This window comes from Roseateles sp. GW821-FHT09B06 (assembly GCF_059418245.1).
In genome coordinates, this window is record NZ_JBWKPM010000003.1 from 55,098 (window position 1) to 76,854 (window position 21,757).

The 21,757-nt window shown below is 69.4% G+C and carries 20 protein-coding genes and 1 pseudogene; 17 read left to right on the forward strand and 4 right to left on the reverse strand.

Going from position 1 to position 21,757, the window contains the following annotated elements:
- The first annotated feature begins 39 nt into the window (after positions 1-39).
- The 5 genes and pseudogenes from gsiC to AC07OQ_RS03580 all read left to right on the forward strand — a co-directional run.
- Positions 40-960 (forward strand): glutathione ABC transporter permease GsiC, encoded by a 921-nt coding sequence (gene gsiC / locus AC07OQ_RS03560; protein WP_495051715.1) that lies wholly within the window; start codon positions 40-42, stop codon positions 958-960.
- Position 961: 1 nt separating this feature from the next.
- Positions 962-1,864: a glutathione ABC transporter permease GsiD gene (gene gsiD / locus AC07OQ_RS03565; protein ID WP_495051716.1), complete on the forward strand. Its 903-nt coding sequence runs from the start codon at positions 962-964 to the stop codon at positions 1,862-1,864.
- A 1-nt stretch (position 1,865) separates the two neighbouring features.
- Complete coding sequence (locus AC07OQ_RS03570) at positions 1,866-2,903, forward strand: DmpA family aminopeptidase (protein WP_495051717.1); 1,038 nt, start codon at positions 1,866-1,868, stop codon at positions 2,901-2,903.
- Entirely contained in the window at positions 2,900-3,718 is an 819-nt protein-coding gene (locus tag AC07OQ_RS03575; RefSeq protein ID WP_495051718.1) for a M55 family metallopeptidase, read from the forward strand. Before AC07OQ_RS03570 ends, AC07OQ_RS03575 begins: the two co-directional genes overlap by 4 nt.
- Before the next feature lie 138 nt (positions 3,719-3,856).
- Positions 3,857-4,216 (forward strand): annotated as a pseudogene (locus AC07OQ_RS03580) (aspartate/glutamate racemase family protein); the annotation flags it as partial.
- A gap of 37 nt (positions 4,217-4,253) precedes the next feature.
- Here AC07OQ_RS03580 and AC07OQ_RS03585 read toward each other — a convergent pair.
- On the reverse strand, positions 4,254-7,817 hold the full coding sequence (locus AC07OQ_RS03585; protein WP_495051719.1) for an indolepyruvate ferredoxin oxidoreductase family protein: 3,564 nt from the start codon (positions 7,815-7,817) through the stop codon (positions 4,254-4,256).
- 122 nt (positions 7,818-7,939) lie between these two features.
- Here AC07OQ_RS03585 and AC07OQ_RS03590 point away from each other — a divergent pair, with 122 nt between their 5' ends.
- The 8 genes from AC07OQ_RS03590 to cyoE all read left to right on the forward strand — a co-directional run bounded on the left by AC07OQ_RS03590 (position 7,940) and on the right by cyoE (position 14,885).
- Positions 7,940-8,404, forward strand: a complete 465-nt coding sequence (locus tag AC07OQ_RS03590; protein WP_495051720.1) for an Lrp/AsnC family transcriptional regulator — start codon at positions 7,940-7,942, stop codon at positions 8,402-8,404.
- Between the two features lie 311 nt (positions 8,405-8,715).
- The gene (locus AC07OQ_RS03595; protein WP_495051721.1) at positions 8,716-9,192 is read left to right on the forward strand and encodes a hypothetical protein; all 477 of its coding nucleotides are present in this window, start codon (positions 8,716-8,718) and stop codon (positions 9,190-9,192) included.
- 71 nt (positions 9,193-9,263) lie between these two features.
- Positions 9,264-10,385, forward strand: coding sequence for a cytochrome c oxidase subunit II (locus AC07OQ_RS03600; RefSeq protein ID WP_495051722.1), 1,122 nt, complete (start codon positions 9,264-9,266; stop codon positions 10,383-10,385).
- 111 nt (positions 10,386-10,496) lie between these two features.
- Positions 10,497-12,272, forward strand: coding sequence for a cbb3-type cytochrome c oxidase subunit I (locus AC07OQ_RS03605; RefSeq protein WP_495051723.1), 1,776 nt, complete (start codon positions 10,497-10,499; stop codon positions 12,270-12,272).
- Positions 12,269-12,853, forward strand: coding sequence for a cytochrome c oxidase subunit 3 (locus AC07OQ_RS03610; RefSeq protein ID WP_495051724.1), 585 nt, complete (start codon positions 12,269-12,271; stop codon positions 12,851-12,853). The genes AC07OQ_RS03605 and AC07OQ_RS03610 overlap by 4 nt, the downstream gene beginning before the upstream one ends.
- Positions 12,854-12,867: 14 nt before the next feature.
- On the forward strand, positions 12,868-13,533 hold the full coding sequence (locus AC07OQ_RS03615) for a heme-copper oxidase subunit III family protein (protein ID WP_495051725.1): 666 nt from the start codon (positions 12,868-12,870) through the stop codon (positions 13,531-13,533).
- Positions 13,534-13,665: 132 nt separating this feature from the next.
- Positions 13,666-13,971 carry a cytochrome C oxidase subunit IV family protein gene (locus tag AC07OQ_RS03620; protein WP_495051726.1) on the forward strand — a complete coding sequence of 102 codons (306 nt, stop codon included), beginning with the start codon at positions 13,666-13,668 and terminating at the stop codon, positions 13,969-13,971.
- The gene (cyoE, locus tag AC07OQ_RS03625) at positions 13,971-14,885 is read left to right on the forward strand and encodes a heme o synthase (protein WP_495051727.1); all 915 of its coding nucleotides are present in this window, start codon (positions 13,971-13,973) and stop codon (positions 14,883-14,885) included. Before AC07OQ_RS03620 ends, cyoE begins: the two co-directional genes overlap by 1 nt.
- A gap of 34 nt (positions 14,886-14,919) precedes the next feature.
- Here the strand turns inward: cyoE and AC07OQ_RS03630 are convergent, their stop codons facing one another.
- The 3 genes from AC07OQ_RS03630 to AC07OQ_RS03640 all read right to left on the reverse strand — a co-directional run bounded on the left by AC07OQ_RS03630 (position 14,920) and on the right by AC07OQ_RS03640 (position 18,259).
- Positions 14,920-16,878 (reverse strand): C1 family peptidase, encoded by a 1,959-nt coding sequence (locus tag AC07OQ_RS03630; protein WP_495051728.1) that lies wholly within the window; start codon positions 16,876-16,878, stop codon positions 14,920-14,922.
- Between the two features lie 104 nt (positions 16,879-16,982).
- The gene (locus AC07OQ_RS03635; protein ID WP_495051729.1) at positions 16,983-18,023 is read right to left on the reverse strand and encodes a patatin-like phospholipase family protein; all 1,041 of its coding nucleotides are present in this window, start codon (positions 18,021-18,023) and stop codon (positions 16,983-16,985) included.
- Between the two features lie 17 nt (positions 18,024-18,040).
- Entirely contained in the window at positions 18,041-18,259 is a 219-nt protein-coding gene (locus AC07OQ_RS03640; RefSeq protein ID WP_495051730.1) for a hypothetical protein, read from the reverse strand.
- Positions 18,260-18,323: 64 nt separating this feature from the next.
- On the opposite strand from AC07OQ_RS03640, the gene AC07OQ_RS03645 reads away from it, so the two are divergent.
- The 4 genes from AC07OQ_RS03645 to AC07OQ_RS03660 all read left to right on the forward strand — a co-directional run bounded on the left by AC07OQ_RS03645 (position 18,324) and on the right by AC07OQ_RS03660 (position 21,757).
- Positions 18,324-18,986 carry a CBS domain-containing protein gene (locus AC07OQ_RS03645; protein ID WP_495051731.1) on the forward strand — a complete coding sequence of 221 codons (663 nt, stop codon included), beginning with the start codon at positions 18,324-18,326 and terminating at the stop codon, positions 18,984-18,986.
- Positions 18,987-19,128: 142 nt separating this feature from the next.
- Complete coding sequence (locus tag AC07OQ_RS03650) at positions 19,129-19,653, forward strand: protein phosphatase CheZ (protein ID WP_495051732.1); 525 nt, start codon at positions 19,129-19,131, stop codon at positions 19,651-19,653.
- Positions 19,654-19,700: 47 nt separating this feature from the next.
- Positions 19,701-21,116, forward strand: a complete 1,416-nt coding sequence (locus AC07OQ_RS03655) for a sensor histidine kinase (protein WP_495051733.1) — start codon at positions 19,701-19,703, stop codon at positions 21,114-21,116.
- Positions 21,116-21,757 carry a response regulator transcription factor gene (locus tag AC07OQ_RS03660; RefSeq protein WP_495051928.1) on the forward strand — a complete coding sequence of 214 codons (642 nt, stop codon included), beginning with the start codon at positions 21,116-21,118 and terminating at the stop codon, positions 21,755-21,757. Before AC07OQ_RS03655 ends, AC07OQ_RS03660 begins: the two co-directional genes overlap by 1 nt.

Genomic DNA, 21,757 nt, shown 5'->3' on the forward strand with positions numbered 1-21,757 from the left:
CGCCGGGGCGCGGGCCTTTCCCTTCCCTGGCCTGAAGCCATGCTGAACTATTTTCTGAAACGGCTGCTGGGACTGATTCCCACCCTGCTGATCGTCGCCGTGCTGGTGTTCCTGTTCGTGCATATGCTGCCCGGCGACCCGGCGCGCCTGGCCGCGGGCCAGGACGCGGACGAGCAGACCATCGAACTGGTGCGCCAGGAGCTGGGCCTGGACAAGCCGCTGCACGAGCAGTTCGTCGGCTACTTCGGCCATATGGTGCAGGGTGAGTTCGGCAAATCGATGCGCACGCGCCGGCCGGTCTCGACCGAGATCGCCGAGCGCTTCATGCCGACCCTGCTGCTGACCCTGGCCAGCATGAGCTGGGCCGTCCTGTTCGGCATGGCGATCGGCATCACCTCCGCGGTGTTCCGCAACCAATGGCCGGATCGCCTGGGCATGACGATCGCGGTTTCCGGCATCTCCTTCCCGGCCTTCGCGCTGGGGATGCTCTTGATGCAGATCTTCTCGGTCCAGCTGGGCTGGCTGCCGACGGTCGGTGCCGACAGCTGGAAGCATTACATCCTGCCCTCGCTGACCCTCGGGGCCGCGGTGGCCGCGGTGATGGCGCGCTTCACGCGCGCCTCCTTCGTCGAGGTGATCCAGGAGGATTTCGTGCGCACCGCGCGGGCCAAGGGCCTGAACGAGCGCGTCGTGATCGCCAAGCACACCTTGCGCAATGCGCTGATCCCGGTGGTCACGATGATGGGCCTGCAGTTCGGCTTCCTGCTGGGCGGCTCGATCGTGGTCGAGGCGGTCTTCAACTGGCCGGGCCTGGGGCGCCTGCTGGTCGACGCGGTGACGCAGCGCGACTACCCGGTGATCCAGACCCTGGTGCTGCTGTTCTCGCTGGAATTCATCCTGATCAATCTGGTCGTGGACCTGCTCTATGGCTTCATCAATCCGACCATCCGCTACAAGTGATATGAGCAGTACCTCGACCATCACCACGCCGGGCGCGACGCCCAAGCCCGAGGGCGTGCGCACGCCCTGGAGCGAGTTCTGGCGCAAGTTCCGCAAGCAGCATGTGGCGCTGGCGGCCCTGGTCTTCGTGGTTCTGCTGGTGCTGGTGGCGCTGTTCGCGCCCTGGGTCGCACCCTTCGACGCCGAGAACTACTTCGACTACGAACGGCTCAACGAGGGTCCGTCGGCGGTCCACTGGCTGGGCGTCGACCCGCTGGGCCGCGACATCTTCAGCCGCATCCTGCTGGGCGCGCGCATCTCGCTGGCCACCGGCTTCCTGTCGGTCGCGATCGGCGGCCTGATCGGCACGGCCCTGGGCCTCTTGGCCGGCTATTACGAGGGCTGGTGGGATCGCATCGTGATGCGCATCTCCGACGTGCTGTTCGCCTTCCCCGGCATCCTCTTGGCACTGGGCGTGGTGGCGATCCTGGGCAGCAGCATGATCAATGTGGTGGTCGCGGTCTCGGTGTTCAGCGTGCCGGCCTTCGCCCGCCTGGTGCGCGGCAATACCCTGGTGCTCAAGCACATGACCTATGTCGAGGCGGTGCGCTCGATCGGCGCCAACGACTGGACCATCATCGTGCGCCACATCCTGCCGGGCACGATCTCGTCGATCGTCGTCTATTTCACGATGCGCCTGGGCACCTCGATCATCACGGCGGCCAGCCTGTCCTTCCTCGGCATGGGCGCGCAGCCGCCGACGCCCGAATGGGGCGCGATGCTCAACGAGGCGCGCGCCGACATGGTCAACGCGCCGCACGTCGCGCTGTTCCCCAGCCTGGCGATCTTCCTGACCGTGCTGGCCTTCAACCTGCTGGGCGACGGCCTGCGGGATGCGCTCGACCCGAAGATAGATCGCAAGTGATATGAGCCAAGCGCCGCGCATCGGCACGCTGCCCAGCGGCCCGCTCGACCTGATCGGCGACGTGGCCGGCGTCACGGTCGGCCACTGCACCCTGGCCGAGGGGCCGCTGCAGACCGGCGTGACGGTCGTCCGGCCCCATGCCGGCGACCCGTATCTCGACCGGGTGCCCGCGGCGGCCGTGGTGCTGAACGGCTTTGGCAAGAGCATCGGCCTGGTGCAGGTCGAGGAACTGGGCGTGCTGGAGACGCCGATCGCACTGACCAACACCTTCGCCGTGGGCGCCGTCGCGCAGGCGCAGATCCGCGCCTGCGTGGCCGCCAATCCGCAGAGCGGCCGCCGGCTGGCGACCGTGAATCCGCTGGTGTTCGAGTGCAACGACGGTTACCTGAACGATATCCAGGCCATGGCCGTCGGCGAGGCCCATTACCGCGCGGCGCTGGACGCCGCGGCGCCCGAATTCGCGCAGGGCGCGGTGGGCGCCGGCCGCGGCATGTCCAGCTTCGGCCTGAAGGGCGGCATCGGCTCGGCCTCGCGCCGGGCGGGCGAACGTGATGACGATTACATGGTCGGCGCCCTGGTGCTGTCCAACTACGGCCGGCCCGAGCAGTTCACGCTGGCCGGCCGGCCGCTGGGCGCGGCGCTGGCCGCCAAGCTGGCCGAGGCGATGGCGGAGCCCGAGAAGGGCTCGATCATCATGCTGCTGGCCACCGATGCACCGCTGGACGCTCGCCAGCTGCGCCGCCTGGCGCTGCGAGCCGGCGCCGGCCTGGCCCGCACCGGCTCGGTGTTCGGCCATGGCAGCGGCGATATCGCGCTGGCCTTCTCGACCGCCTACACCCTGCCGCAGGATCCCGCGCGGCCCATGCCCGCCGTCGCGCTGCTGCACGACGCGAAACTTGACCCGCTGTTCCAGGCCGCGGCCGATGCCACCGAGCAGGCCATCGTCAACGCGCTGTGGCACGCGACCAGCGTCAGCGGCCGCGACGGCCATGCGCGCCAGGCCCTGACCGAATTGCTGAGCAACGAGCTGTCCCGATGAAAATCCTGATCTCCACCGACATCGAGGGCGTCGCCGGCGTCTACCACCCCGAGCAGACGCGCGCCGGCAACGGCGAATACGAGCGCGCCCGCCGCCTGATGACCGAGGAGGCCAATGCGGCGATCGCCGGCGCCTTCGAGGCCGGTGCCACCGAGGTGCTGGTCAACGACTCGCATGGCGGCTTCCGCAATCTGCTGCCGGACCTGCTGGATGCGCGCGCGCTGGTGGTGCAGGGCAAGCCGCGCTACCTGAGCATGGTGGCCGGCGTCGACGAGCCGGGCGTGGCCGCCGTCTGCATGATCGGCTACCACTCGCGCGCCCAGGGCCGCGGCATCCTGGCGCACACGATCAACAGCTTCGCCTTCGCCCGCGTGTTTCTCAACGGCCAGGAGCTAGGCGAGATGGGCATCTACGGCGCGCTGGCCGGCGAATACGGCGTGCCGGTGGCGCTGGCCAGCGGCGACGATGTGTTCATCGACGAGCACCGCCCGCTGTTCCCGCAGACCCGCTTCGTGCCGACCAAGCGCGCCACCGGCCACACCGCCGGCATCAGCCTGGCGCCTCAGTCCGCCTGCGCGGCGATCCGCGCCGGCGTTGCCGAGGCCTTGCGCGCACCGCTGCCGCCGGCCTTCGTGCTGAGCGGCAGGATCGCCGTGCGCATCCAGACCCAGACCGCCGCGCTGGCCGACCTGTTCTGCCAATGGCCGATGCTGGAGCGTCCGGCCGGCGACGAGATCGCCTTCGAGGCGCCGACGGTCGAGGCCGCGGTGCGCATGATCAACAGCCTGTCGGCGATGTCCTCGATGCTGAGGTGAAACCACCCCCTGCGCGCCTTGCGCGCCCCCTGCGAGGGGGCGCGCCCGCAGGCCCGGCAAAGCCGGGCCCTCGGGCTCCGCTGGGTTCGGTCGGCGTCATGTAGCGAGCCTGCGGGCATGCCGGAACGGAGAACTGAGATGAAGGAGACCCGGCCGGTCGGCATCCTCGGCGGCATGGGGCCGGCCGCCGGCGCCGATTTCGTGCGCCTGTTCGTCGAGGCTTGCACCGAACAGATGCGGCGCAGCGGCCGGCCGGTCAATGACCAGGCCTTCCCCGAGCATTGGCTGGCCCAGCTGCCGGTGCCGGATCGCAGCGAGGCGCTGCGCGAGGGCCGCGACGAACCGCTGGGCGCGATGGCCGAGGCGATCATCCGGCTGCGCGGCTGCGGCGCCCGCGCGGTGGCGGTGGCCTGCAATACCGCCCATGCCGGGCATGCGCGGCTGCAGGCGCGCTTCCCGGACAGCGAGCTGCTGCATGTGGCCCAGGCCCTGGCGAACCGGGCCTACGCCGCGGCCTGAGCCGCCGCGGGCTCAGTCAGAGCTCGGCAACGCTCTTGACCCGCTCGGCGGGCCTGCCGACGACCTGCACCGGCGTCTCGACCGCGCGGCCGTGGAAGCGGTCCAGCAGGTCCCGCCACTGCGCGCGCACCGTCACCACATTGGCCAGCTTCACATGGCCGTAGCCGCGGATGCTCTCCGGCAGCCGCGCCAGCTTGACGGCCAGCTCCAGCCTTGCGTTCGCATTCTGGGCCGAGAGATGCGCCAGCAGCTCGTCCACCAGGGCCTCGTAATCCTTGACCAGCTGGCGCTCCATGCGGCGCTCCTCGGTCTTGCCGAAGACGTCCAGCGGCGTGCCGCGCAGGCCCTTGAACCGGGCCATCGCCTTCAGGGCCTTGAAGGTCCAGCCGCCCAGCTCGAGCTTCTTCGCCCGGCCGTCCGGGCCGGGCTTGGACAGCAGCGGCGGCGCCATGTGGAAGGACAGGCGTTCCCAGTCGTCGAACTGGGCGCGCATGCTGGCCTCGAAGCTGCCGTCGGTGTAGAGGCGCGCGACCTCCCATTCGTCCTTGATGGCCAGCAGCTTGGCGTAGTAGCGGGCCACGGCCTTCGTCAGGCGCTCGGCCTTGCCGGCCTCGCCCAGCAGGCCTTCGGCCGCGCGCACCTTCTCGACCAGGGCCAGGTAGCGCCGCGCATAGGCGGCGTCCTGGTAGGCCGTCAGATGCTTGATCCGGCGTGCGATCAGGCCGTCGGGCCCGTCCAGCCTGTCCTGGCCCAGCAGCAGCTGCACCGGCTGGGCGCGCTCGCCGCCCAGGCGCTTGATCGCATCCGGCGCGGCGATGGCCAGGCGGCCCAGCGCGAAGGCGGTCTTGTTGCCCTCGACCGCGACGCCGTTCAGCTCGATCGCGCGCATCAGCGCCGCCTCGCTCAGCGGGATCAGGCCGCGCTGCCAGCAGGCGCCCAGCATGATGATGTTGCTGGGCATGGTGTCGCCCATCAGCTGCTGCGCGATGGCCTGCGCGTCGACGGTGGACAGCAGGCCGTCTTCGGCCACCGCATGCCGCATCTTGGCCAGCAGCGACTCGCCCTGCAGGCTGGCATCGGGGTTGCGCACAAAGGCCGCGGTGGGCAGCTCATGGGTGTTGGCCAGGATCACGGTGCGTCCGGGCTTGACCGTGCCCAGCGCGTCGGGCGAGGCGCCGACCACCATGTCGCAGGCCAAGAGCACATCGGCCTGCTGGGTGTCGATGCGGACCTGGTTCAAGAGGTCCTGGGTCGGCGCCAGGCGCACGAAGGAGAGGACCGAGCCGCCCTTCTGCGCGAAGCCCATGAAGTCCAGCACCGAGGCCTGCTTGCCCTCCAGATGCGCGGCCATCGAGACCAGCGCGCCGACCGTGACGACGCCGGTGCCGCCGACGCCGGTGACCAGCAGGTCGAAGGGGCCGGTCCAGTGCCAGGCCGCGGGCGCGCCGATCGTGGCGATTTCCCGCGCCAGGTCATCGGCCGTGTAGCCGGCCCCGACCTTCTTCTTCAGCTGCGCGCCATGCACCGAGACGAAGCTGGGGCAGAAGCCGTTGACGCAGCTGAAGTCCTTGTTGCAGCTCGACTGCTCGATCGCGCGCTTGCGGCCGAAGTCGGTCTCGACCGGCACGACCGACAGGCAGTTCGAGGCCTGGCCGCAATCGCCGCAGCCCTCGCAGACCTGTTCGTTGATGAAGATGCGCTTGGGCGGATCGGGGAATTCCTTCTTCTTCCTGCGGCGGCGTTTTTCCGCCGCGCAGGTCTGGTCGTAGATCAGGACCGTGACGCCCTCGATCTCGCGCAGCTCGCGCTGCACCTTGTCCAGCTCGCTACGGTCGTGGAAGGTGGTGGCCGGCGGGAACTGGTTCTCGTGGCCCTTGTACTTGGCGATCTCGTCGGACACGACCACCAGGCGCTTGACGCCCTCGGCCTCGACCTGGCGCGCGATCTGCGGCACGCTGGTCTGGCCGTCCACCGGCTGGCCGCCGGTCATCGCGACCGCGTCGTTGTAGAGGATCTTGTAGGTGATGTTCGTTTTTGCGGCGATCGCCTGGCGGATCGCCAGATAGCCGCTGTGGTAGTAGGTGCCGTCGCCGAGGTTCTGGAACACATGCTTCTCGGTCGTGAAGCGCGAGGCTGCCGCCCAGTCGACGCCCTCGGCGCCCATCTGGATCAGGCCGGAGGTGCCGCGCTCCATCCAGCTGGCCATGAAGTGGCAGCCGATGCCGGCAAGAGCCCTGGAGCCATCGGGCAGGCGGGTAGAAGTGTTGTGCGGGCAGCCGGAGCAGAAGTAGGGCTGGCGGCGCACGCCATCGGCGGCATTGCTGAGCAGGCAGGGCGTCAGGAAATCGACCACCAGATGGCGGCGGTCCAGCGCGGGGTTCAGGCGCGCCAGCCATTCGGCGACGGTCGACATGATGCGCGAGGGCCGCAGCTCGCCCAAGGACGAGAGCACCGCGGCGCCCTGTTCATCGGTCTTGCCGATCACATGCGGGCGCTGCGCATCGGGCAGGTGGTAGAGCAGCTCCTTGATCTGGCGCTCGACCACCGGGGCCTTTTCCTCGATCACCAGCATGTCGGTCAGGCCCTGGGCGAACTCGGCCATGCGCGTGGTCTCGAGCGGATAGACCAGGCCGACCTTGTAGACCCGCACGCCGGCCGCGGCCAGGGCGTTCGGGTCCAGATCGAGACGGCGCAGCACCTCCATGAAGTCGTAATGCGCCTTGCCGACCGTGACGATGCCTAAAGTGGCGCTGGGGCTGGCGACGATGTGCTTGTCGATCGAGTTCAGCTTGCTGAAGGCGCGCACCGCGGCCAGCTTGTGCTCCAGGCGCGACTCCAGCTCCAGCGACGGCAGGTCGACGCTGCGGATGTGCAGATCGGTGGCGGGCCGGTGGTCGACGGGCAGCTCGAAGTCCAGCGGCACGCTGTCCAGATCGACCGTCATGCCGGACTCGACCACCTCGGAGATGGCCTTGAAGCCGACCCAGGCGCCGGAGAAGCGGCTCAGCGCCCAGCCATAGAGGCCGAACTCCAGGTACTCGGCCACATTGGCCGGGTGCACCAGCGGCATGCTCCAGGCCTGCAGCGCCAGATCGCTCTGGTGCGGGGTGCTGGACGAAACGCAGCCATGGTCGTCGCCGCAAACCACCAGCACGCCGCCCTGGCTCGAGCTGCCGTAGACATTGCCATGCTTCAGCGCGTCGCCGGAGCGGTCGACGCCGGGGCCCTTGCCGTACCACATCGCGAACACGCCATCGACGGTGCGCTTCGGGTCCAGCGCGACTCTCTGCACGCCCAGGCAGGCGGTGGCGGCCAGGTCCTCGTTGATCGCGGGCAGGAAATTGATCTGGGCGGCGTCGAGGAACTTCTGGGCCTTCCAGAGCTGCTGGTCCACCATGCCCAGCGGGCTGCCGCGGTAGCCGGAGACGAAGCCCGCGGTCTTCAGCCCGGCGCGCTCGTCCAGCGCCTTCTGTGCCAGCAGCAGGCGCACCAGTGCCTGGGTGCCGGTCATGAAGACCTGGCCGGTGGGGGCGGCGAGATTGTCTGAGAGTTTGTAGTCGCGCAGGGCAGGGCTGGACATCGGGGTCTCCGCGGGGATTCTGGCGCAAGATTTTTTGCCATAAAGTCCGGTTGTTGTTTGCTCGATCGCTATTGATTTCGGCTAAATTGAGAATATAAAACTCTCCGAAGGCAATAAAAGAGATGGAAAATTTCGACAAGGCCACGCGCCAGATCCTCGCGGCCCTGCAGGCCGACAGCCGCCAGAGCACCCAGGCCCTGGCCGAGCAGGTGGGGCTGTCGACCACGCCGGTCTGGCGGCGCATCAAGGAGCTGGAGGAAAGCGGCGTGATCCGTCGCCATGTGGCCCTGGTCGACCGCGAGAAGCTGGGTCTGTCGATCTGCGTGCTGGCCAATGTCAGCCTGGTGCGGCACAGCGAGGGCGCGGTCGAGGCCTTCGAGGCGATGGTCACCACCAGCCCCGAGATCATCGAATGCCAGGCCATCACCGGCGAGGCCGACTATGTGGTCAAGGTGGTCGCGCCCGACATGAAGGCCTACGACCAGTTCCTGCAGCAGAAGATCTTCAAGGTGCCAGGTGTTGCCAGCGTGCGCAGCAATGTGGTGCTGCGCGAGGTGAAGTACGAGACCGCGCTGCCGGTGAGCTGAGCGGCGGCCGTCGCCGCCTGGCGGACAAGGCCCCCGGCGTTCGCCGCTTCCGCACCGGAGGATGCGCCGGGGCCGGGTGTTGCCATCGGGCCGGATGTTTGTGCATGCAACCCCGCTTGCGAGGGGCAACGCACAGGTATATAACGAGGGCATTCCGGCATGGCGCCTTCGCCACGATGCCCGCTCGGCACGCCGAGCCCACGCGTCGCGCAGCGGTAGCAACACCTGGCCCTCAGAGATTCCAGTTCGTCACAGCTCCCTTGGAGGTGGTCATGGAACTTCAGGTGCAAAGTCATCGATGGGAAAGCCGCATGCCCGACTGGCCGGCGGCGGTGGTCGCGGGTCTGGTCGCCGGGGCGCTGGCGATGGTGATCGACCTGCTGTGGACCACCCTGATGCTGGGCAGCAGCCCCTGGCACACCTCGCACCAGGTGGCCGCCATGCTGATGGGCCCCGGCCTGCTGCAGGGGCCGACCCATGCCTTCAATCTCGGCGTGGTGCTCACCGCCCTGGTGATTCACTACGGCCTGGGCGTGCTGTTCGGTTGCCTGGTGGCCTTCATCGTCACCGGCTTCCACTACGAGGGCGACCTGCCGATGCTGGAGATCATCGGCGGCCTGTTCGGCATCGCGCTGTACTTCGTCAATTTCTACGGCTTCGCGCGCGTCTTCCCCTGGGTGGCGGAGATGCGCAGCGGTGCCTATCTGGTCGAACACCTGGTGTTCGGCATGGCGGCGGCCCTGGTCTACTGGAAGCTGGCCCGCCCCGGCTCGGTGGCCACGGCTTGACGGGCCTTAGCGGCGGCGCCCCAGGGCGCCGCTTCTGATTCGGGATCGGACAAGAACAGGAGGAGACCGGCATGCTCATTGCCATCGCCCTGGTCGTCATCGTTCTGGCGTCGCTGCTGTTCCATTACATCAACCCCTGGCATCCGCCGCCGCTGGCCTCCAACTGGCAGCAGATGGACGACACGCTGACGATCACCTTCGTGATTACCGGCATCTTCTTCGTCCTCCTCAATCTTTTCCTGGTCTATGTGATCTGGCGCTTCCGGCGCCGCGGCGCCCGCGCGACCGAGCAGGCGGCCTACCAGCCGGTCAACCACAAGGTGGAACGCTGGCTGACCCTGGTCACGACGGTCGGCATCGTCGCGCTGCTGGCGCCGGGGCTGCAGGTCTATGCCGACTATGTGCGGCCGCCGCATGACGCGCTGGAGGTGGAGGTGCTGGGCTCGCAATGGCAATGGCGCTACCGCTTCCCGGGCACCGACGGCAAGCTGGGCGGCACCGATCCGCGCTTCGTGACGGCCGCCAACCCCTTCGGCCTGGACCCCGCGGATGCGGCGGGCCAGGACGATGCGCTGGTCGAGGCGAACGAGCTGCATCTGCCGCTGAACCGGCCGATCAAGATCCTGCTGCGCGCGCACGACGTGCTGCATGACTTCTATGTGCCGCCCTTCCGTGCCCGCATGAATATGGTGCCGGGGCTGGTGACGACCTTCTGGTTCAAGCCCACCCAGGCCGGGCGCTTCGAGGCCATGTGCGCCCAGCTCTGCGGCGTCGGACACGCGAATATGCGCGGGCTGGTAGTGGTCGAGGAGGAACGGGATTTCCGCGCCTGGCTCCAGCAGAAGCCCAGCTTCGCGTCGGCCGGCAAGCCGGCGCCGGAGGCGGTGGCCGGCTCCGGAGCGGCCGATCCGGCCGCGCAGGGCCTGGCGGTGGCCAAGGCCAAGGCCTGCGTGGCCTGCCATTCGGCCGACGGCAGCGCCAGCGTCGGGCCCAGCTGGAAGGGGCTCTATGGCAAGACCGAGGCCTTTGCCGATGGCTCGAAGGAGAAGATGGACGACAGCGCGCTGGCGCGCGAGATCCGTGATCCCACGGCCAAGGTGGTGCAGGGCTTCGCGCCCATCATGCCCAAGTCGGAGCTGAGCGAGGCCGAGCTGGCGGCGTTGGTGGCCTATATCCGCTCGCTGAAATCATGAACCACGCCCCACGCGTTTCGCGCGCGCCCTCCAGGGGGCAGGTCCGCAGACCCGGCCGAGCCGGATCCTCGGGCGTCGCTTGACCCGACCCTCGCATCGAAGGACTTGCCCATGCATGACGACGATCACGACGAACAGCACCACGAACCGCAGAGCTTCCTGACCAAGTATGTCTGGAGCCAGGACCACAAGGTGATCGCGCTGCAGTACGGCGGCACGGCCATCGTCGTCGGCCTGGTCGGCCTCTTGCTGTCCAACCTGATGCGGCTGCAGATCGGCTTTCCCGGCGCCTTCGAGTTCATCAATGCCGAGCGCTACTACCAGTTCGTCACGATGCACGGGATGATCATGGTGATCTATCTGCTGACCGCGCTCTTCCTGGGCGGCTTCGGCAACTACCTGATCCCGCTGATGGTGGGCGCGCGGGACATGGTGTTCCCCTACCTGAACATGCTCAGCTACTGGGTCTACCTGGTCTCGGTGCTGGTGCTGCTGGCCAGCTTCTTTGTGCCCGGCGGCGCCACCGGTGCGGGCTGGACGCTCTACCCGCCGCAGGCCATCCTGCCCGGCACGCCGGGGCACGACTGGGGCATCATCCTGATGCTGGTGTCGCTCTTGATCTTCATCGTCGCGGCGACCATGGGCGGCCTCAACTATGTGTCGACCGTGCTGCAGGCGCGTTGCCGCGGCATGACCTTGCTGCGCATGCCACTAACGGTGTGGGGCATCTTCACCGCCACCATCCTCGCGCTGCTGGCCTTCCCGGCGCTGTTCGTCAGCGGCGTGATGATGCTCTTGGACAAGACCATCGGCACCAGCTTCTTCATGCCGGCCCTGGTCTCGCTGGGGCAGGTGACGGCGCACAAGGGCGGATCGCCGCTGCTGTTCCAGCATCTGTTCTGGTTCTTCGGCCACCCCGAGGTCTATATCGTCGCGCTGCCGGCCTTCGGCATCGTCTCCGACCTGATCAGCGTGCATGCGCGCAAATGCATCTTCGGCTATCGCCAGATGGTCTGGGCCATCCTGGCGATCGCGGTGCTGAGCTTCGTCGTCTGGGCCCACCATATGTTCGTCAGCGGGATGAATCCCTACTTCGGCTTCTTCTTCGCCACCAGCACCCTGGTGATCGCGGTGCCCACCGCCATCAAGGTCTACAACTGGCTGCTGACCCTGTGGCGCGGCGACATACACCTGTCGGTGCCGATGCTGTTCGCGCTGGCCTTCATCTCGACCTTCATCGTCGGCGGGCTGACCGGGCTGTTCCTCGGCAATGTGTCGGTCGACATTCCGCTGTCGGGCAGCTACTTCGTCGTCGCGCATTTCCATATGGTGATGGGCGTGGCGCCGCTCTTGGTGGTGTTCGGCGCGATCTACCACTGGTACCCGAAGATCAGCGGGCGCATGCTGGACGACCGCCTGGGCCATTTCCACTTCTGGGTCACCTTCCTCGGCACCTACGCGATCTATTTCCCGATGCATTACCTGGGTCTGCTGGGCATGCCGCGGCGCTATTACAACTACGAGCCCTACAGCTCCTTCCCGGCCTCGGCCCACCAGCTCAACGCCTTCATCACCGTGGTGGCCATCATCGTCGGCGTGGTGCAGCTGGTGTTCGTCTGGAACCTGATCTACAGCGCCTTCCGCGGCCGCAAGGCCGAGCCCAACCCCTGGCGCGCCGCCTCGCTGGAATGGCAGACACCCGACACCCCGCCGCGCCATGGCAACTGGGGCGCGGCGCTGCCGGTGGTGCAGCGTTGGGCCTATGCCTACAGCGTGCCCGGCGCCCGCGAGGACTTCATCGCGCAGAATGCACCGGCGGAGCAGGGCGGGGTGGAGGATGCGGCCCATACCGGCGCGATCCACGGCAGCAAGGGAGCCGCGGCATGAGCGCCGTCCTGTCGTCCCTCGGGGCCGATGACGGCGTCGACCGCCCGCAGGCCGCCAGCATCGCCCTGTGGTTCTTCATCGGCGTGGCCTGCATGCTGTTCGGCCTGTTCTTCGCCGCCTATGTGATGCGGCTTGAGAGCGCCGAGGGCTATCCGCTGGCGCTGCCCTGGCAGTTCGGGCTCGGCACCGCGCTGCTGCTGGCCGGCAGCCTGGTGCTGGAACTGGCGTTGCGCGCGCCGCAAGCCGCAGGGCGGCTGCTGGCGGGCGGCGCCTGCGCGCTGGCCTTCGTGCTGGTGCAGCTGTGGGGCTGGTCCGCGCTGCTGGACGCCAAGGTGGTGCCGGCCGGCAACCCGGCCGCCAGCTTCCTCTACCTGCTGACCGCGATGCATGGCCTGCATGTGCTGGGCGGTCTGGGCGGCTGGTGGCTGGCCTGGCGCCATCACCGCGAGGGCGGCGCGCGCTGGCGCATCGCGCTGTGCGCGCGCTACTGGCATTTCCTCTTGCTGCTCTGGCTGGGCCTGTACGCCACGCTGGGGCTGCTGACGCCGGATCTGGTGCGGGCCATCTGCGGCACGCGATAGTGGAGGAAAGCGCGATGAGCGATCACAGCATTCCGAACGATCTGCGCGGCCTGGTCGCCGACTGGTCGGCCGACCGCCAGGCCCTGGGCGTGTCCTGGGGCAAGGCCATGATGTGGATCTTCCTGCTCAGCGACACCTTTGTGTTCGGCAGCTTCCTGACCGGCTATATGACGGTGCGCATGTCCACCACCGTGCCCTGGCCCAATCCCAGCGAGGTGTTCGCGCTGCATGTCGGCGGCGCCAACGTGCCGCTGCTGCTGATCGCCATCATGACCTTCGTGCTGATCAGCAGCAGCGGCACGATGGCGATGGCGGTGATGCGCGGCTATGCGCGCGACCGCAAGAACACCGCGCTGCTGATGTTCGCCACCGCTGCGCTTGGCGCCACCTTCGTCGGCATGCAGGCCTTCGAATGGAGCAAGCTGATCGCGGAAGGGGTCAGGCCCTGGGCGAACCCGATGGGCGCGGCCCAGTTCGGCGCCTGCTTCTTCATGATCACGGGCTTCCACGGCCTGCATGTGTCGATCGGCGTGATCTACCTGATCGTCGTCGCGCTGAAGGTGCGGCGCGGCGACTACGAGAAACGCGGCGACTACCAGATCGTCGAGATCGCCGGCCTGTACTGGCACTTCGTGGACCTGGTCTGGGTCTTCATCTTCGCCTTCTTCTACCTATGGTGACCGCCCCCTACGCGCTTCGCGCGCCCCCTCGAGGGGGCGGCGCCGGCCGCCCGGCAAAGCCGGATCGGCGCCGCCCGCTCGGGAAAACGTCGGTTTGACGCGACCAACCAGGCCCTAATGCTGGAGACGGCCATGAGTACCAAACAACACCCGATAGGCCTCTATCTGAAGATCTGGCTGCTGCTCTTCGTGCTCAGCGCCATGTCCTATATGGTGGACTACCTGCATGTGCAGGGCCTGCTGCGCTGGGGCCTGATCATCACCTTCATGCTGCTGAAGGCGGGGCTGATCGTCGCGGTCTTCATGCACATGGCCTGGGAGCGCCTGGCCCTGATCTACGCGATCCTGGTGCCGCCGCTGTGCCTGCTGGTGCTGGTGGGCCTGATGGCGGCCGAGGCGCATTACACCTGGTTCACCCGCCTGCTGTTCTTCCGCTGATGTCCACACCCTCGCAACAGCTCGCCCTGCTGGGCCGGGCGGCCGCACCGGCCCGGCGCGCGCTGTGGCGCGAGTATCTGGTGCTGACCAAGCCGCGGGTCGTCGCGCTGATGCTGTTCACCGTGCTGGTGGGCATGCTGCTGGCGCCGCATGCCGCGCCGCTGCCCTGGTGGCTGTGGCTCGGCGCGCCGCTGGGCATCGGGCTGGTGGCGGGGGCGGCCGCGGCGCTGAACCACCTGGTGGACCGGCGCATCGACGCCTTGATGGCGCGCACCCGCGCCCGCCCCTTGCCGCGCGGCCGGCTCGGCGCGCTGCAGGTGCTGCTGTTCGCGCTGCTGCTGGGCCTGGCCGGCATGGCCCTGCTGCTGCTGACCACCAATGCCCTGTGCGCCGTGCTGACCCTGGCCTCGCTGCTGGGCTATGCGCTGGTCTACAGCCTGTATCTGAAGCATGCGACGCCGCAGAACATCGTGATCGGCGGCGCGGCCGGCGCGGCGCCGCCGCTCTTGGGCTGGGTGGCGGTGACCGGCTCGGCCGACCCCGGCGCGCTGACCCTGTTCCTGATCATCTTCATCTGGACCCCGCCGCATTTCTGGGCCCTGGCCATCCACCGCCGCGAGGACTATGCGCGTGCCGCGGTGCCGATGCTGCCGGTGATCTTCGGCGTGGCCCATACCGCGCGCCGGGTGTTTGCCTACACGCTGGCCCTGCTGGGCTTCAGCCTGCTGCCGGTGCTGATCGGCATGAGCGGCCGGCTCTACCTGGCCGGCGCCCTGCTGCTGGGCGCGCGCTTCGCGCAGCTGGCCTGGCGGCTGCGCGCCGACGAACGCCTGGCCATGCCGACCTTCCGCTATTCCATCGTCTATCTGTTCGGCCTGTTCGGCCTGCTGCTGGCGGATCGCTTCATGCGCTGAAGCGATCCGGGCCGCTGCCGCGTCGCCGCGGCGTTCAACGGCTGTCGCTCTCCAGCTGCTGGCGCAGGGCGCGCAGCGACGCGGTGGAGCGCCCGAAGCGGATGTCCGGCAGCTTGTCGGCCTTGGCATTCAGGATGCGCGCGAAGGTGGACTTCACGGTCGCGGCGTCGTCGTCGAAATCCCCATGGTGTTGGGCCCGGCTCAGCGGCTCGGCACCGCCGGCCTGGTCAGGTGCCAGCACCAAGCGGGCCTTCTTCGAAGCGAACAGCTTGGCCAGCTGCGCATCGGCCTGGATGCAGCGCTGCAGCCCCAGGATGGGCGTGCCGTCCTGCACCCCCGGCACGCGCTGGCGCACCTCGAAGGCGTTGGACACCAGATAGAGCAGGGACTTGTTGTAGAGCCGCGCGCAGTGGTCGTCCTGCTCGGTCTGGTCGTCCAGCGCATAGACCGCGAAGTCCTGGATCACCGAGGCGCTGATGGCCGGCAGGTAGCTGCTCTTGAACAGCTCCACCGTGCAGGCCGGCGCCCACAGCGTGCAGCTGCTGATCTTCAGGCCGGCCTGACCCAGCAGGCCCACCAGCGGCGCCAGCAGGATGGCGCCGGCGCTGTGCGCTACCAGATGGATCTCCAGCGCCGGCTCTTCCTTGGCCAGCGCCGTCAGGTGCTTGAGCACCAGGCGTGCCGCGCCGCCCGGCCGGCTGGCGGCCAGCGCGTTCTCCTTCATCTCGTCCCAGGCGGCCTTGCCGGTCAGGCCGCGCGCCACCGGCTCCAGCAGGTCGTCCAGGCGGTCGAGCAGGAAGTCCTTGGCGGCATCGAAGGCGCCCTCGGGACGACGCCGGCGCACGGCGTCCTGCAGGATGTTGGTCACGGTGCTCCAGTAGTCGCTCTTCCAGATGAAGGCGAGCGGATAGACCCCGCCGGACAGCAGGGCCGGCTGGTACTCGGCCAGGCGCTGCAGCGCCGCGCCCTCGCTGACCAGACCGCCATGCGCGTACAGCAGCACGCGCTTCTTGGGCCAGGGGGCGATGGTCTGGCGCAGGTCCTGCCTGAAAACCGCGGCAAGCTCGGCCTCGGTCATGCCGTACTCGCCGCCGGGGCGCAGCAGGCCCTCGTTGCCGACGCTCACCACATGCGGGCGCAGGCCGGCATGGCTGAGCTTGGTGGCGCCCGACGGATCGCCGAGCTTGACCGCGGCGCCGCCGCCCGCCGGCGCCAGCCGGATCGGCGCGCCCAGCCGCGCCACCCACACATCGGTGGCATGGCGCAGCCAGTCGTCGTAGGCGATGCGGGCGAAGCCCTTGCGACCCCAGTCCGGTCCCCAGGAGTTCTGGATCCAGAAACCCTCGGCGTCATAGGCCACGATGGCGAAGGCATGACCACCCGCGGGCGTCTCGCGCGGGCCGATCAGGCCGTCGGCGCCCACCTCGTCCCAGCCGGCATGCACCATCGAGGTGGCGTAGAGGATGCCCACCTCGCTGAGCGCCGCATGCATGGCCACCAGGTCCTTGTGGTTGACGCGGAAATAGGCGCCCAGCGGGCGCAGCAGCGCGTCGTCGACGCGTGCCTGGTTCAGGCCGCCGGTCGTGCCGCGCTTGAGCTTGTAGGGCCATTGGGTCTCGGCGCAGACGCCATGCTTGTGCCAGCCCTTCATCGCGCCACGGGCGCTGGAGCCGGAATAGTTCTCGCCGGGCCATTCGTCATAGCGCCGCGCCATGTCGTAGAGCATGCGCGGGCTCACCTGCGTGGTGTCGGGCAGCACGCGACGGCGGCGCAGCAGGTAGTTGGCCACGGTGGCCAGGCCGAAGCCGGTGCAGGCGCCTTCCTGGCCCTGGTCCAGGATCGGCACCTGGTGGTCCCAGTAGCTCTCCAGCGGGATATGGCTGGGCACCTCGACCAGGGTCGAGACATACATGCGGTCGCGGAAGTCCAGGGTGTCGCGGCGCGCGTCCAGCGTGCGCTTGGGCGTGCTGCTGCTGTTCCTCTTGGTCGCCATGGCTTGCTCCTCTCGTTGTGCGGCAGGCGCGAGGCTGCCATGGGCGGCGGATGCTGCACATCCCGAACAATGCGGAGCCGCCTTGGTGGAAGATCGGTGGAAGATCAGTAAAAGAGGCCGTCCAGGTCCAGCGTCGAGCGCCGCCCCAGCGCCTCGCGATGCATCAGCAGCCAGGCCTGCGCCCGCTCGCGCCCCAGCGCCTTGAGCCGTTCAAGAAAGCGCAGATTGGCGGCCATCTTGCTGTCGGCGCGCAGCTCGCCCAGCACATCGGCCGCCTCGATCAGATGGAAACGGGCGCGCCGCAGGCGTCGCTCCAGGCCGCCCAGTCCCAGGCCCAGCCAATGGCGTGGCAGGTGCTGGCGCAGATGGGCGAACATGCGCATCTCGCGCATGAAGCTGGCGCTGAAGGCGATTTCGAGACTGCGGGCGCGAATCTCGGCCGCGCTCTGCGGGCGGCTGCGGTGCGCCAGCGGCGTCAGCAGCACCAGCATGATGTCGGCGCTGCGGGCCTCGAAGAACAGCGGGAACACCGCCGGATTGGCCGCGTAGCCGCCGTCCCAGTAGGGCTCGCCGTCGATCTCCACCGCGCGGTGCAGCTGCGGCAGACAGGTCGAGGCCAGCGCGGCCTCCAGGCTCAGCTCGGCATTGCGGAACAGGCGCAGCTTGCCGCTCATCGCATGGGTGGCGGCGATGAAGAGCTTGACCGGGCTGTGCGCGCGCAGCCGTTCGAAGTCCAGCCGCGCGGCCAGCAGCTCGCGCAGCGGGTTGAGGTCGAAGGGGTTGATCTGCTCGGGGGCCAGGTAATGGCCCCAGTGCAGCATCAGCTGCATGAAGGGGCTCAGCCCGGCGTCGCTGCCGTCCTGCGCGGCGCTGGTGAAATGCGCCGGCACGCTGTCGGCCAGCGCATGCCAGAAGCCCTGCAGCGCGGCGCGCGCGCCCTCCGGCCCGCCGTCGGCCAAGCCCTGGGCCAGCAGCAGCGCATTCAGCGCGCCGGCGCTGGTGCCGCTGACGCCGTCGAAAGCGATGTAGCCGTCTTCCAGCAGCGCATCCAGCACGCCCCAGGTGAAGGCGCCATGGGCACCTCCGCCCTGCAGGGCCAGGCTGAGGGTGACGGTGCGGTGGGGGCGGTCGAACAGCGGCGGCATCGACGACCCCGGTGGCGCTACTCGTCCGCCTTGGGCGGCTCTTCCGACGAGGGCGTCACCGCGTCGATGGTTTTCTCGACGACCTTGCCGCCGACCTTGACCGTGGTGCTGACCACCGCGCCGGTCACCGAGATCGCGGCGCCGGCCGCGGCGCCCGCCACGCTGACCACGGCGCAGCCTTGCAGCGGCCCCAGCAGGGCCAGCAGCGGGATGAGGAACAGCAGGGGTCGCTTCATGGAGGGACGCGTGGGAGTGAGAACCGCATTGTGCCCAAAGCCGGGCCTGTGCCATGCTCGCCCCATGTTTGTCGTCTACGGACTGCAGGGCAAGCTGCTCAACGTGCCGCTGGACCGGCCGGGCGCGGTGCGGGCCGTTGCGCGGCTGCGCGCCCCGGCGGCGGTCGAGCGCGAGGACCAGCCGGGGCCGGCGGCCGTGCTGGCCGGACGCGACGAGGCCGACGGTGGCGTCGGCGGTTCGGGCGGCGGCCGGGCTGCCGGCGAGGGCCGGCAGGCGGCCGAGGCCTATACGGCATATACCCAGACCGCGGCGCCGCCGCGCCAGCCGCTGACCCTGGTGCAGCAGCTGATGAGCCGCGATCCGGTCAGCGTACCGCTGGCCAGCACCGTGGGCGAGGCCTGGGCCCTGCTGGCGCGGGCCGACGTCGGCCAGGCGCCGGTGCTCAACGCGGCCGGCACCCTGGTGGGCCTGGTCAGCCGCGCCGATCTGCTGCGCGGGCAGCAGCTGCCGCAGGACCTGGCCCAGCCGGTGGCCACCGTGATGTGGAGCCCGGTGCCCAGCGCCCAGCCCGACACCGGCGTGCGCGAGGCCGCCCAGCTGCTGCTGGAGCTGCGCCTGCCGGGCCTGCCGGTGCTCGATGAACAGGGGCGGCTGCAAGGGTTTCTGTCACGCGGCGACCTGCTGCGCGCACTGTGCCACGAGCCGCCACTGGATCTCTGGAGCTGACGGTCGGCGGCGGGAAATAAATGCGGCCCGGGCGTGAAATAGCTGGCTGCCGGAATGCGTGGCGGCGCGGCGGCACGGCTAGCATTTCGCCTCAGCAGCGGTGCGTGCAGCCCGGCTGCACAAATCAGGGAAGCAGCAAGCCATGACCAGCACCGCCATCGACGCCCCCGCGTTGCAGCAGCTCGCCCACGAGCTGCCGGACGCCTGCGAACGCCTGGCCTATGTGAAGCAGATGACCGCCCAGGCCGCCAACAAGGTGCTGGGCCTGGTCGAGGGGGCGCGGGACGATGCCGAGCAGGTGCGCCGCCAGGGCGCCGACCTGTCCGAATCGCTGGCGCGCATGGCCACCTCGCCCGAGCTGAGCCTGGAGCGCGCGCGTTCGATGATGAAGCTGTGCGCCGCCTATGCGGCGACCGCGGCCAGCTTTGCCGCCCGCGAGAAGGGTCTGCACGGCGAGATCATGATGGCGCAGGACTTCCAGGACCTGTCCGGCCAGGTGATCAACAAGGTCCTCAAGATGCTGGAGCGGGCCGAGGCGCCGCTGAATAAGCTGGTGGGCGAGGTCGTGGCACCGGCCGCCGCCGAGCAGTTGCAGGGCGTGCAGACGCCGGACAAGGCGCTGAAGCAGGACGACGTCGACGATCTGCTGGCTTCCCTGGGCTTTTGAGCGTCGCTCCTCCGCCCGCCCGGCCGATGCCAGAATCGGCCACCATCATGTCCATTTCCCACCGCGGCGCACGGCGCCTGCTGCTGACGGCCGGCCTGGCGATCGCCTTGCTGGGCCTGCTGCTGATCCTGAGGCTGGACCTGGCGCGCCAGCGCGAGGCCTTCGAGGTCGATGCCCGCATCGCCCATCGCCTGCTGAGCCAGCAGTTGGTCCAGCATGACGCGATCCTGGCGAGCCTGGCGCTGCTGCAGCCCGCCGGTCCCGAACAGCGCCTGCCGACGCTCTATCCGCAGGTCCTGCAGCTGCTGCGCAGCGACGCGGCCTGGCCGCGGCCCGCGTGGCGCGCCGCCGATGCCGCGTCCGAGCAGGCCCGGCAGGCGGTTCTGGTCGAGCTGGACCCGGCCGGCGGACGCTATCTGCTGCTGCGCCACGGCCGCCCGGCCAGCTATGCGGTATGGATCGACATCGAGCGGATGATGCCCTGGAGCGAATGGCCGATGGCGCGCGACGGCCCGGTGCGCCTGCTGCTGCGCCACGATGGACGGGAGCTGCTGCTGCAGCCCGGGCGCGCGGGGCGGCCCCTGTTCGAGCTGCGCAAGACGCTGGCCTCGCCGAGCCAGCGCTTCGAACTGCTCGCGCAGCGGCCGCTCGGCTGGGGCGAGCTGCCCTGGGCGCAACTGGGGCTCTGGCTGAGCGCCTGGCTGGCGGCGCTGGCGATGCTGCACGCCTGGCTCGGCCAGCGCGACGCGCGCCGGCGCGCCGAACAGCGGCTGCGCCTGGACCAGGTCGGCCGGCTCAATGCGCTGGGCGAACTGGCCGCCGGCATGGCGCATGAGCTGAACCAGCCGCTGACCGCGATGCTGGCCAGCAGCCAGGCCGCGCGCCGCATGCTGGCCGAGCAGCAGTCCGGGGCCGCGCTGGGCGCGCTGGACCAGGCGGTGCAGCAGGCCAAGCGCGCCAGCGAGGTGCTGGCCCGGCTGCGACGCGCGGTGCAGCGGCCCGAGCTCGCGACCGAGCCGCGGCCCACCGATCTCGCCGCGGCGGCGCGCCAGGTGCTCGAGCTGCTGCGGCCCGAGGCCGAGCGGCTCGGCGTGCAGCCGCAGCTCGAAGGGCCGTCGCCGACCGTGCTGGCCGATCCGGTGGCGCTCGAGCAGATCCTGCACAACCTGGTGCTGAACGCGCTGCAGGCGCTCGAGCAGGTGCCGCGCGCCGAGCGCCAGCTGCGGCTGTTCCTGGAGGACGCCGCGCCGGTGCGCCTGCTGGTGCAGGACAGTGGGCCGGGCCTGTCCGACGAGGCGTTGCGCCACGCCTTCGAACCATTCTTCAGCACCCGCAAGGACGGCCTGGGCCTGGGGCTGAGCCTGGTCGAGAGCCTCGCGCTGGCGATGGGCGGCAGCCTGTCCTGCGCGAACCGCCACCCGCGCGGCGCCGAGTTCAGCCTGCTGCTGCCGGCTGCGAGATGATGATGACGATGACGATGATGCAGACCAGCGCGCTGATCCATCTGGTCGACGACGACGAGGCGGTGCGCGCCAGCCTGGCGCTGCTGATCGGCACGATCGGGCTGCGCGTGCAGACCTGGGCCGAGCCGCAGTGCTTCCTGCAGGAGTTCGACCGCGACGCGATCGGCGCGATCCTGCTCGACATCCGCATGCCCGGCATCGGCGGGCTGAGCCTGCTCGAGCGCCTGGTGGACGAGGGCGTCGACCAGCCGATCATCATGCTCAGCGGCCATGGCACGGTGGCGCTGTGCCGGCGCGCGTTCAAGGCGGGGGCGGCCGAGTTCCTCGAGAAGCCGGTCGACGACGAGCTGCTGCTCGAGACCCTGCAGGCGTCGGTGCGCCGCCATGTGCAGGTGCGCCAGCGCGGCGCGGTCGAGCGCGAGGCCCGCGAGCGCTACGAACGGCTGTCGGCGCGCGAGCGCGAGGTGCTGGGCCTGATCGTCGCGGGCCTCAGCAACAAGGAGATGGGGCGGGCGCTGGGGCTGAGCCCGCGCACCGTCGAGGCGCACCGCGCCCATCTGTTCGAGAAGCTGCAGGCCGCGTCGCTGGCCCAGTTGATCCGGCAGTACGCCGGCCTGATCGAGCCGCCGCCATCCGCGTAG